Below are 11,019 nucleotides of genomic sequence, written 5' to 3'. Positions count from 1 at the left end.
ACTGGTCGAGATGCGCCACCGGTGGCGCCTTCCGACCATTTCCGCTGATCACGGACCCGCCAGCTGGCGCCGGGTCGGGCGGGGCGCGGTGACCCGGCGTAGACCGGACCGGCGGGGCCCGGCTGGCGTTGCACCGTGCGCCGCGACCTGCGACGGCGAGCTACGAGCGGGTGGCCGCGCCGTGCGCCGGCTCGGAGAGCGCAATCCGGTTGAGATGGCACTGGTGGCTGTCGACCGGCATGCGTGACAGCCATGAGTGCCATGTCAGCGGGTGGCCGCGGCCTGCCCCTGCGTCTGAGGGGCGTCGGCCGGGTCGTGATCGGCGGGAGTGGTCGTGGCGCGCCACTGGTGGCGCGTTACTGCCGGTTCCGCTGATCATGGGTTGCGGGATGGGCGGGCCGGCCGGCGATGATCCGCGGGAGTGGCTGAAGTGCGCCACTGGTGGCGCGTTGTTGCCGGTTCCGCTGATCATGGGTTGCGGGATGAGCGGGCGGGTCGGTGATGATCGGCGGGAGTGGTCGTGGTGCGCCACTGGTGGCGCGTTGCTGCCGGTTCTGTCGATCATGGGTTGCGGGATGAGCGGGCCGGCCGGCGATGATCCGCGGGAGTGGCTGAAGTGCGCCACTGGTGGCGCGTTGTCGCCGGTTCTGCCGATCATGGGTTGCGGGATGAGCGGCGGGTCGGTGATGATCGGCGGGAGTGGTCGAGGCGCGCCAGTGGTGGCGCGTTGCTGCCGGTTCCGCTGATCATGAGCGTGGCGGAGGCGTCAGTACCCTCAGTGAGGTGGCTCGGTGTGCCACGACTCGGGGACGGCGCGGACGGCGTCGGTGAGCACCACGCGGACGGGGAGGCCGAGGGCGCGGGCGGCGGACTCGACGTCGTCGAACTCGGGCTGGGCGTCGACCACCGTCCCGGCGTTGCGGGCGATCTTCACCCGGATCGCGTGGCCGTGGACGGTGATCGTGCGGATCTCCCGGTCGAGGACGGTGCGGGAGCGCGTCGACTCCCGGATGCCGATCGTCGACGTCGCGGTGAACAGCACGGAGCGCGCCGCGGCGACCGCAGCGGGCGGTACGAGCGCACAGACCGTGTGCGCCGGGCGGCCCTTCTTCATCGTGATCGGCACGAGCCAGGCGTCCACCGCTCCGGCGGCGAGGAGGTCGGCCAGTACGGTCGGCCAGACGCGGGGGTCCTGGTCGTCCACATTGGCCTCCAGGAGCGTGATCGTCCCGGGGGAATCGTCCGGCGGGTGCCCGACGAGCAGCCGGAGCACGTTCGGGTGCCCGGCCGGATCGCGCGAGCCCGCTCCGATCCCGATGTCCGACACGGCCATCGCCGGTTGCGGACCGAAGTCGGAGGCCCAGGTCCGCAGCAGCGCCGCTCCGGTCGGCGTGCAGGACTCGCGATCACCCGGGCCGGCGAGCGTCGGGACCCCGCGCAGCAGTTCGACGACGGCGGGTGCGGGCACCGGCAGCGACCCGTGCCCGGAGTCGACCCGGCCCGACCCGACGGCCACCGGAGACACGACGAGCCGCTCGAGCCCGAGGTGCACGAGCCCGGCGCACACCCCGACCACGTCGGCGATCGCGTCCAGCGCCCCGACCTCGTGGAACGTGACCTGCTCCGGCGGGATGCCGTGCACCGCCCCCTCGGCCCGCGCCAGCGCCCCGAACGCGGCCTCGGCACGGGACCGCACCGGCGGCGCCAGCGACGACGCGGCGAGCAGAGCGGACACGTCGGCCCACGTCCGGTGCGGGTGCGGCCCGTCCGGAGCCGGGTGCGGAGCCGGGTGCGGAGCCGGGTGCGGAGCCGGGTGCGGAGCCGAGTCCGGGGGCGCGTCCGGAAGCGAGGGAGAGCAGCGCAGCGCGGCCAGACCGCCGCGCACCACCGACGAGACCGACAGCGGCACCGGCGCGACGGAGTCCACCGCCGACTGCAGCACCCGAACCGGCACCCCGGCGCCGACCAGCGCACCGAGCAGCATGTCCCCGGACGCCCCCGCCGACGCGTCCACCCAGCCGATCATCGAGCCGTCCGGCGATCGCGCCGCTGATCACCGCGGGCCCCGCGGAACGGGTCACGGAAAGACGCGGCCCGCCGCGCCGCGCGCGCGATGTCGCCGACGAGTCCGGTGCCCGCGTGGAGCACGACCGTCACTCCCAGTCGATCTCGATCTCGGGCGCCCTGCGCAGGGTGTTCGTCACGTAGCAGACCCGCTCGGCCGCCGTGACCAGCGTCGCGACCTCCTCCGCCTCCAGCCCCCCGACCTTCGCGACGATCCGCACGGTGGAGAAGCGCGGCCCGTCGTAGATCCCGGTCGTCTCGACCTCGATCGACGACGGGTCGAGGTCGCGTTTGCGCGCGCTCCAGGACAGCGCCAGCGTGAAACAGGACGCCACGGACGCGAGGAACAGCTCGGTCGGCTGCGGGCCCCTGTCGGTCCCGCCGACCGACTCCGGTTCGTCGACCACCAGATCGAACGCGCCGGCGCGGACCCGGCAGCGCAGGCCCTCCTCGCGGACGGCGGTGACGGTGCGTTCCACGTACGACCTCCTCGTTCCCCTGCAACAACCGTGCAACATCGTCGGACATCGTGCTTCGCGTCACGCCCGTCGCGTCCCGAGAGGAGGAGGTGTCGCGATGACGACCCAGATGGAACCCCTGACGGCGACCCTGTCGCTCGACGCCGCGTGGTGCCGCTGCGCGGACCGTCGCCGGCACGCGCACCACCACGACCGGCTGCTGCTCGTCGAGACCGATTTCGACGAGCTGCTGGAGCTTCTCGAGCTCGCCGTCACGTGGCAGGAGCTGGACTACAGCGACGCGGCCGTCGTCCCGCCGGAGCGCTGGAACGACTTCGCCATGACGCACGTCTGGCGCGACCAGGACCGCATGGAACGGCTGTTCGGCCTCGCCACGGACGTCGCGCTGCGTGCCGCGTCCGGCGCCGTCGGCGGCGCGCAGCTGCTCGAGCTGGTGGCACGGTAGGCGAGCGGTCACCGGCGCACCAGACGGGTGACCGGTTCGGTCCGCAGGTCGACCACGGTCGCGGTCTCGGTCCCGCGGCGCAGGTCGAGCAGGCCCGTGTCGTCCAGCTCTCCGACGACCGCGGCCGCGATCCCGCGCTCGTGGAACGCCGCCAGCGCCTCGCCCTCCCGGCCGGGCCGGACGCACAGCAGGAAGCCGAAGCTCGGGAAGCAGGTCAGCCACGCGAGCGGGGCCACCCCGGCGGGGGCGGGCACGGCGTCCAGGTCGAGCGTCACGCCGAGCGGTCCCCACTCGAGCAGCATCGCCAGCGACCCGACCAGTCCCGCCATGCTGATGTCCTTGGCCGCCACGGCCGCTCCGGTCGACGCCAGCCGGGCGAGCGTCCGGACGTCGCCCGCGGAGCGCTCGGCGCGCTGCTCGAACGCCGGGAAGAACGGGAAGTCGGCGCGCATGCGTCCGTCCGTCGCCGCGGCGACGACGAGGCTCTGGCCGGGCCTGGCCCGCGTCACCGACAACGGCACGTCGACCTCGCCGACGCCGAACGCGGACACGGCCGGCTCGCCGTCGTGGCGGGTCAGGTGCCCGCCGAGCACCTCGACGTCGTACAACGTGCACGCGTGCCGGATGCCCTCCAGGACGGCGCGGGCGGTCATCTCGTCGGCGACGACGGTGTCCACGATGCCGCGCGGGACCGCGCCCATGGCGGCCAGGTCGTTGACGTTGGTGAGCACGGCGGCGAAGCCTGCGCCACGGGGATCGCGGGCCACGAACGCGGGCAGCAGCGCCTCGCCGCAGGCCACGACACGACCGCCGGCGGTCGGCACGACGGCCCCGTCGTCACCGGGGCCCTCCTGCCAGTCGCTGGGCCCGAGCACCTCCGAGACCAGCCCGATCGTGGACTTCGAGGTCCAGCCGGGATGGGCGCGGAGGGAGTTCGCGAGATCGTCCAGGGTCGGCACGTTTCCCATAGTAGTTCTTCATCCACTATCTGACCTAAGGTGAACGCGTGGCCATGCCGAACTTCCTGTCCGTGCCGGAACGCGCGTCCAAGCCGCGCGACCGGGGCCTCACCCACGTCCTCGACACCGGCGTGACGGCGGCCGGCGCGGCGGACGTGCTGGCCGGGTCCGGTCCGTACGTCGACATCTGGAAGACCGGGTGGGGGACGGCCTATGTGGACGCCGCCGTCGTCGAGAAGCTGGCCGTGCTGCGTCGCCATCACGTCGCGACCTGCCTGGGCGGCACGATGCTGGAGATCGCGTGGAGCCAGGGCGTTGTGGACGCGTGCCTGGACTGGGCCGCGGGCGCCGGGTTCACACACGTCGAGGTCTCGCGGGGCACGATGCCGATCGGAGCGGACGACAAGCGCGACCTCGTGCGTCGCGCGAGCAGGCAGTTCACGGTGCTCACCGAGGTCGGCACGAAGGACCCGGACGACCTGCCCGACCCCGGCGCCTGGCGCGACGAGGCCGTGGCGGACCGGGACGCCGGTGCGGCACTCGTCGTCGCGGAGGGGCGGGCGAGCGGCACCGTCGGGATCTACGACACGCACGGCCGGCCGCGCGACGCGGTCGTCGAGGCCCTGGTGGAGGGCATCGGGGTCGATCGTGTCGTGTTCGAGGCCCCGCGCACGGCCCAGCAGGCCTGGCTGGTGCGGCGGTTCGGTCCGGACGTGAACCTCGGCAACATCGCGACCGGTGACCTGCTCGGGGTGGAGACGCTGCGGCTCGGGCTGCGCTCGGACACGGCCGTCTGCCCCGTGGGGACGTGCCCGTGAGCGCGACGACGACGGGCCCGAACGTCGTCCCCGGGCGGTATCGCGGCGTGTCGGTCGCCCGCGTCGCCACCGGACTCGACGAGGTGTCGCTGCGCGCGCACTTCCTCGGCCGCGACGCGTACTGGAAGACCCGGTTCGTCGCGGTGTTGCCGGGCGACGGGTCGGTCGCGCTGGTCGGGGTGGACCGGGACGAGCCGGACGCGCTGTTCGCGCCGATCACGGGCGTGCGGCTGCTGGCGGGCCCCGACGAGTGCGCGCTCGTCCACGACCCGGAGTGCGACACGGCCATCCCGTCCGACCTCGCCCGCGCGGCCGGCGAGCACGCGCCGGGTGCGCGCGCCGTCGTCGTGCAGGGGCGCTACGAGCACGTCAACTTCATCCTCGACCCGCGCCCGCTGGCGATCACCGTCCGCGAGGTGGTTCCGCCGCACCCGGCGAAGCTGATCGACCAGGCGCGCCGGATGATCGCGGTGACCGAGTCGTGGCCGCCGATCCGGCTGGAGCCCGAGGTCGTCGACCTGCCCGGGCTCGCCGCCCGGCACCCGGCCGAGCACTACCTGCTGCCGTGCCGCGGGGGCGGGGCGGAGATCCCGGGCGCGCGGCTGTCGTATCTGGACGAGCATCCGGACCGTGCGGACTGGACACAGCTGGGTTGCGAACGGTCGCGACAGATCCACCACGCGTTCTACGGCACCGACGCGCCCCGGGTGGACCTCTGCCCGCGCACGTCGCCCGCCTCCGGGCCGCTGCTGACGAAGTGCTGCCTGCAGCAGGAGGAGCTGACGCACGGCGTCGAGGCCGGCGCACCGTGGGTGGCCGTGCCGTGGGGGTCGTCGCTGGAGGTCGTCCGGGACGCGCTCGACCTGCTGGTGAAGGAGGCGTATCCGACGTGGTCACCCGCCTGACCGACTCCCCGGTCTACGCGCACCTGTGGTCGACGCCCGCGATGGAGGCGATATTCGACGAGCGCGCCCGCTGGCAGCGCTGGCTCGACGTGATCGCCGCGCTGGCGCGGGTGCAGGCGCGGGCCGGGATCGTCCCGACCGCCGCCGCGTCGGCGATCACCGACCACGCCCGCGTCGAGAACCTGGACCTGGAGTTCGTCGCGGAGCAGACACGGCTGACGTCGCACTCCACGCTCGGGCTGATCCGCGGGCTGCGGGCCGTACTGCCGGAGTCCGCGCGCGAGCACGTCTACGTCGGTGCGACCGTGCAGGACGTCACCGACACCTGGTTCGGCCTCGTGATGCACGACGTCGGAGCGCAGGTCCGCGCCGATCTGTGCGCCCTCGAGGAGTCCGTGCTGGCGCTGGCGCGGACCCACCGGGACACGCCGATGGCCGGACGAACGCACGGGCAGCCCGGCGCGCCGGTGACGTTCGGGTTCAAGGCGGCGTCCTGGGCCGACGAGCTACGTCGCCACCTCGACCGGCTCCGCTCCGGGGAGCCGCGCTGGAGCGTCGGGCAGCTGGCGGGTGCGGTCGGGGCGCTGGCGTTCCACGACGGGATCACCGACCCCCTCACGCTCCGGACGGCGTTCTGCGACGAGCTGGGGCTCGGTGATCCGGGCATGTCGTGGCTGACCAGCCGGGACCGGGTGGCCGAGTTCGGGTTCGTGCTGGCCGCCGTCGCCGGATCGCTCGCGCGGATCGGCGGCGAGGTCGTCGAGCTGCAGCGCCCGGAGATCGGCGAGCTGTCCGAGCCGACGAGCCCGGCCGCCGTCGGCAGCATCACCATGCCGCACAAGCGCAACCCGGAGGCCGGCGAGCACCTGGACACGCTCGCCCGGCTCGCCCGTTCGTCGTCCGGTGTGCTGCTGGAGGGCATGGTGGCGCTGCACGAACGCGACGGGCGTGGCTGGAAGGCGGAGTGGGTCGCGCTGCCCGAGGTGTGCCTGCTGACCGGGACGGCGCTGTCGGTGGCGCGCACGCTCGTCGACGGGCTGGAGGTGCACCCGGATGCCATGCGCGCCAACCTCGACCGGCACGGCGACCTCGGCTCGGAACGCCTGCTCGCCGCCCTGACCGCTCGGCTCGGCCGGAACGCGGCACAGGAGCTGATGCACGACGTGCTCGCTCCGTCGGTCCACGGCGGGTCCGATGCGGCCGGACAGCTGGTGGCACGCGGGGTGGCCACCGACGACGAGGTCCGGGAGTGGGCGGGACGGTCACCGGTGCGGGTGGCGGCCGCGATGGTCGACGACGTGCTCGCGCGCGCGGCCTCGGCCCGTTCCACGGAGCCCGGCCCGTGAGCCTCACACGGACCCGGCTCGCCCTGCTGCCGACACCGGTCGCCGAGGCGCGGGGTGTGCGCGCGGCGCTCGGCTGCGCGCCGTTGTGGATCAAGCGCGACGACCTGACCGGATTCGGCGTGGCTGGCAACAAGGCCCGTGCACTGGAGTTCCTGGTCGGCGACGCCGTCGCCCGCGGCTGCGACGTGCTGGTCACCGGCGGCGGGCCGGACTCGAACTTCGTCGCCGCGGCGGCGCTGGCTGCACGGGTGGCCGGGATGGACTGCGAGCTCGTCGTCGCGACCGCCGAGTGCGCGGCAACGAGCCCGAACATCGCGCTGGCCCGCGCCGCCGGTGCGCGGATCGTCGCGTCGGGCGAGGGGCGACGCGATCTGGTCGACGCCGCCGTCGAGGAGCGGGCGGCGCAGCTGCGGGCGGACGGCAGGCACCCGGTGGCGCTGCCCCGCGGCGGTTCGACGGCGCTCGGTGCCGTCGGGTTCGCGCGCGCCGTCTCCGAGCTGACCGACCAGGTCGCGACGGGCCGGTTGCCGGAGCCCGCGCTCGTCGTGATCGCCGTCGGCTCGGGTGGCAGCGCGGCCGGCCTGCTGGCCGGGGCGGCCGCCGTCGCGGCGGGCTGGCGGCTGCTCGCGGTGTCGGTCTCCAGGCCGCGCGACGAGATCGAGGCGACGGTCCGCTCGCTAGCCGACGGATGCGCCGAGCTGTGCGGGACACCGGAACCGGACGCGTCGCGACTCGAGATCGTCGACGCGCGCGGGCCGGGATTCGGCGTCGCGTCCGCGCGGGACCGGGCGGCGGCCGAGTTCGCGCTGCACACCGAGGGCCTGCTGCTCGACGACACGTACGGCGCCAAGGCGTTCGCCGTCGCGCTGGACCGCCTGCGCGGCGGCGAGCCGGGGCCGGTCCTGTACTGGCACACCGGCGGCGTCTCGTCGGCGCTCGCCCACCTCGTGCCGGAGCCGGTGCGGATCCCCGCGCCCGCCGGTCCGGCCGACCCCGAAGGAGCACGTCGATGAGCGCAGCCCCGGAGCTGATCGAGTCCGGGTTCCATCTGGAGAACGCGGACGCGCCGTTCCTGCACCGCGGCCTGAACCTGGCCGACATGGCACACGTGCTGGACCTGGCCCGGCGCGGGCTGGTGCCGCCGGACGCCGAACGGGAGCTGATGCGGCTGCTGCTGGAGGCGGACGCGACGCCGGCGGACCAGTTCCCGTACGACCCCGCGCTCGGCGAGCCGTACAACTCCCGCGAGGCGCACTTCGTGTCCCGCATCGGCGACGTCGCCGGCTGGCTGCACGCCGGTCGCCCGCGGCGCGAGGCCGTGCGGATCGCGCTGCGTCTCCATGTGCGGCAACAGATCGCCGAGCTCGCCGCGGAGGCCGCGCGGTTCGCGTCGGTGGCCACCGAGCGGTCCGTCGAGCACGTGCAGACCGTCATGCCGGACCAGACCTACCTGCAGCAGGCCCAGCCGTCGACGTTCGGGCACTACCTGCTGTCCTTCGTCTACCCGGTCCTGCGCGACGCGCGCCGGCTGGTCGACGAGCTGGACGAGGTGGACTGCTCGCCCGGCGGCGCGGGCTGCGTGAACGGCACCCGCCTGCTCGACGACCGCCAGGGCATCTCCGACACGCTCGGCTTCTCCGGCGTCATCGAGCACACCCGCGACGCCATGTGGCAGGTCGACGGGTTCGTGCACGTCCTCGCGACGGCCGCCAGCCTCGTGTCCACACTGTCCAAGCTGGCCGAGGACCTGGAGATCTGGTCGTCGGCCGAGTTCGACTTCGTGGATCTGGCCGACGGGTTCACGCGCGCCAGCGTTCTCATGCCGCAGAAGCGGAACCCGTACTCGTTGTCGATCATCCGCGGCGCCTGCGGTGTCCTGATCGGACGGATCAGCGGGTTCCTCGCGGTGTCCAAGAGCCCGTCCGCGCGCAGCGACAACCTGATCTACGCCTACGGCGAGGTGCCTCGCGCCCTCGATCTCGCGTTGCGGATCACGAAGCTGGCCACCGGTGTCGTCGGCACGCTGCGGGTGAACCGCGACCGGATGGCCGAGGAGGTCCGTCGTGGCTACAGCCAGGCGACCGACCTGGCCGAACACCTCGTGCAGACCTGCGACATCGACTACCGCACCGCCTACCTGATCGTCGGGAAGGTGGTGCGGGCGGCGAGCCGGGAACGGATTCCGGGCGCCGCGATCACCGGCGAGATGGTCGACGCGGCCGCCGTCGAGCATCTCGGCCGCCCGCTCGGGACGACCGGGCACGACCTGTCGGCCCTGCTCGACCCGTGGGCGATCGTGCTGTCCCGCGACGCCCGCGGCGGGGCCGCCCCGCAGGAGGTCACGCGGATGGCCTCCCTCACCGAGGAGCAGGCCGCCACGCTCGCCACCACCGCGCGCCAGCGGCTAGAGGCGTTCTCGGCCGCCGACGAACGCCTGCTCGCCGCGGCCCGCGCCGTCGCATTCCCCCAGGAGGAGACATGAGCACTGCCCCGGTCACGTCGCTGCCGCGGGAGGTCGAGGTCGTCAACGTCGGGCTGCCGATGTTCGCCGACGCGCTGCGCGACCAGGACGTGCCCGTCGTGCACGTGGACTGGCGGCCGCCCGCCGGCGGCGACCCGGAGCTCGTCCGGGCGCTGACCACGCTGTACGGCAGGCGGTCGGCCGAGATCGACGCGGCGAACGCCGAGGTCGTGCGGCGGCTGGACACCGGTGTGCCGTCGCTGGTGACGGTCGCGCCCGCGTCCGACGTCGTGCCAGGGATGGCGGACCGGACGCTGCTGCACTGCGGTCCGGCGATCACCTACGACCGGGTGTGCGACCCGCTGCGCCGCTCGATGCGTGCCGCCGCCGTCGCGGAGGGGTGGGCACCGGACGTCGCGGCCGCGGACGCGATGCTGGCCGCGGGCGACGTCGCGCTGGAGCCGGCGAACCACCACGACACGGTGGTGCCGATGGCGACGGCGATCGGCCCCACCGCTCCGGTGCTGGTCGTGGAGCACACCGGCGACGGCTCCGGGACGTGGCGGGCGTTCGCGCCGATCAACCAGGGCCCCGGCGAGACGGCCTGGTTCGGCCGGGACACCGACGCCGCCGTCGAGCGCCTGCGGCTGCTGCGCGACGTGGCCGGGCCCGCGATCGCCCGGATCCTGGAGGCGGCCGGGCCGCTGGACGTGATGGGCATGGCCGCGCAGGGCGTCGCGATGGGCGACGACCTGCACATGCGCACCCAGGCCGCGACGAACCTGATCACCCGCACCTGGCTGCCGCACATCGCCGTGCTGCCCGACGACCAGCGCGAGCCGTTCGCCCGCTTCCTCGGCGGGAACCACCTGTTCTACCTGACGCTCGCGATGGCGGCGTCCCGCTCGCTCACCGCATGGGCGGGCGAGGTGACCGGCTCGTCGATCGTGACGACGATGGCGCGCAACGGGACCACGTTCGGCATCCGGCTGTCCGGATCGGAGCGGTGGTACGTCACGGACGCGCCGCCGGTGGGGGAGGCGCTCTACTACTCGGGCTACGGCCCGGACGACGCCGCCCCGGACATCGGCGACAGCGCCGTGCTGGAACTGACCGGTCTGGGCGGGCCCGCGGCGGGCAACTCGCCGTCGGTGGCCGCGTTCCTGGGTGGCACGATGGCCGACGCGGCAGCCGCGACGGAGGGCTTCCGGCGGATCTGCGCCGGGACGTCGAGCCGGTTCCTGTTGCCCGCCATGGGGTTCACCGGCACCCCGGTGGGAGTCGATCTTCGTCGGGTCGTCGAGTCGGGTGTCACGCCGAAGGTGACGACGGGCATCCTCGCGGCCCACGGCGGCACCGGCCAGGTCGGGGCGGGCGTCGCCACGGCCCCGATCGCCTGCTTCGCCGAGGCGCTGAAGGACCTGGCCCGAGGCTGAGCGATGCCGCGCGACCGTGTCCGCCGGCGGATCCCGGGCGTCGAGTGTGACGTTCCGGCGGTCGGGCCAGCCCGAACCCACCACTCGACCGGTTCGACGGGATCGA

At 74.1% G+C, this 11,019-nt stretch carries 11 protein-coding genes; 8 read left to right on the top strand and 3 right to left on the bottom strand.

Features of this window, described 5'->3' with window-relative positions; all coding sequences use genetic code 11:
• Positions 1-389 precede the first annotated feature (389 nt).
• The gene (locus EV378_RS01090; RefSeq protein WP_132420890.1) at positions 390-746 is read left to right on the top strand and encodes a hypothetical protein; all 357 of its coding nucleotides are present in this window, start codon (positions 390-392) and stop codon (positions 744-746) included.
• A gap of 29 nt (positions 747-775) precedes the next feature.
• On the opposite strand, the gene larC is transcribed toward EV378_RS01090, so the two are convergent.
• Both larC and EV378_RS01080 read right to left on the bottom strand, forming a co-directional pair.
• Positions 776-2,026 carry a nickel pincer cofactor biosynthesis protein LarC gene (gene larC / locus EV378_RS01085; RefSeq protein ID WP_132420889.1) on the bottom strand — a complete coding sequence of 417 codons (1,251 nt, stop codon included), beginning with the start codon at positions 2,024-2,026 and terminating at the stop codon, positions 776-778.
• 127 nt (positions 2,027-2,153) lie between these two features.
• Positions 2,154-2,543: an OsmC family protein gene (locus EV378_RS01080; protein WP_165922090.1), complete on the bottom strand. Its 390-nt coding sequence runs from the start codon at positions 2,541-2,543 to the stop codon at positions 2,154-2,156.
• Between the two features lie 97 nt (positions 2,544-2,640).
• On the opposite strand from EV378_RS01080, the gene EV378_RS01075 reads away from it, so the two are divergent.
• Entirely contained in the window at positions 2,641-2,988 is a 348-nt protein-coding gene (locus EV378_RS01075) for a hypothetical protein (RefSeq protein ID WP_132420887.1), read from the top strand.
• A gap of 8 nt (positions 2,989-2,996) precedes the next feature.
• On the opposite strand, the gene EV378_RS01070 is transcribed toward EV378_RS01075, so the two are convergent.
• Positions 2,997-3,947, bottom strand: coding sequence for an AIR synthase related protein (locus EV378_RS01070; RefSeq protein ID WP_165922089.1), 951 nt, complete (start codon positions 3,945-3,947; stop codon positions 2,997-2,999).
• A 53-nt stretch (positions 3,948-4,000) separates the two neighbouring features.
• Here EV378_RS01070 and EV378_RS01065 point away from each other — a divergent pair, with 53 nt between their 5' ends.
• From EV378_RS01065 to EV378_RS01040, 6 genes are read left to right on the top strand one after another with little or no spacing between them, the layout of a single operon-like run.
• Complete coding sequence (locus EV378_RS01065; RefSeq protein WP_132427215.1) at positions 4,001-4,765, top strand: phosphosulfolactate synthase; 765 nt, start codon at positions 4,001-4,003, stop codon at positions 4,763-4,765.
• Positions 4,762-5,670, top strand: a complete 909-nt coding sequence (locus EV378_RS01060; RefSeq protein WP_132420885.1) for a DUF7714 family protein — start codon at positions 4,762-4,764, stop codon at positions 5,668-5,670. The genes EV378_RS01065 and EV378_RS01060 overlap by 4 nt, the downstream gene beginning before the upstream one ends.
• Positions 5,655-7,016: a class-II fumarase/aspartase family protein gene (locus EV378_RS01055; RefSeq protein ID WP_132420884.1), complete on the top strand. Its 1,362-nt coding sequence runs from the start codon at positions 5,655-5,657 to the stop codon at positions 7,014-7,016. The genes EV378_RS01060 and EV378_RS01055 overlap by 16 nt, the downstream gene beginning before the upstream one ends.
• The gene (locus tag EV378_RS01050; protein WP_165922088.1) at positions 7,013-8,029 is read left to right on the top strand and encodes a 1-aminocyclopropane-1-carboxylate deaminase/D-cysteine desulfhydrase; all 1,017 of its coding nucleotides are present in this window, start codon (positions 7,013-7,015) and stop codon (positions 8,027-8,029) included. Before EV378_RS01055 ends, EV378_RS01050 begins: the two co-directional genes overlap by 4 nt.
• A complete protein-coding gene (gene argH / locus EV378_RS01045) occupies positions 8,026-9,498 on the top strand; it encodes an argininosuccinate lyase (RefSeq protein WP_132420882.1) in 1,473 nt (490 codons plus the stop codon). The genes EV378_RS01050 and argH overlap by 4 nt, the downstream gene beginning before the upstream one ends.
• Positions 9,495-10,913 carry a YlbE family protein gene (locus tag EV378_RS01040; protein WP_132420881.1) on the top strand — a complete coding sequence of 473 codons (1,419 nt, stop codon included), beginning with the start codon at positions 9,495-9,497 and terminating at the stop codon, positions 10,911-10,913. Before argH ends, EV378_RS01040 begins: the two co-directional genes overlap by 4 nt.
• Positions 10,914-11,019: the final 106 nt, after the last annotated feature.

This window comes from Pseudonocardia endophytica, assembly GCF_004339565.1.
Lineage (GTDB): Bacteria > Actinomycetota > Actinomycetes > Mycobacteriales > Pseudonocardiaceae > Pseudonocardia > Pseudonocardia endophytica.
Note: the sequence above shows the minus strand (reverse complement) of the source record. Positions and strands in the feature narration are given on the sequence as shown.

Excerpts from the sequence above, each read along its gene's own strand:
- EV378_RS01090 (WP_132420890.1), top strand. The coding sequence starts at position 390 with ATGGGCGGGCCGGCCGGCGATGATCCGCGGGAGTGGCTGAAGTGCGCC.
- argH (WP_132420882.1), top strand. The coding sequence starts at position 8,026 with ATGAGCGCAGCCCCGGAGCTGATCGAGTCCGGGTTCCATCTGGAGAAC.
- larC (WP_132420889.1), bottom strand. The coding sequence starts at position 2,026 with ATGATCGGCTGGGTGGACGCGTCGGCGGGGGCGTCCGGGGACATGCTG.
- EV378_RS01065 (WP_132427215.1), top strand. The coding sequence starts at position 4,001 with ATGCCGAACTTCCTGTCCGTGCCGGAACGCGCGTCCAAGCCGCGCGAC.
- EV378_RS01075 (WP_132420887.1), top strand. The coding sequence starts at position 2,641 with ATGACGACCCAGATGGAACCCCTGACGGCGACCCTGTCGCTCGACGCC.
- EV378_RS01040 (WP_132420881.1), top strand. The coding sequence starts at position 9,495 with ATGAGCACTGCCCCGGTCACGTCGCTGCCGCGGGAGGTCGAGGTCGTC.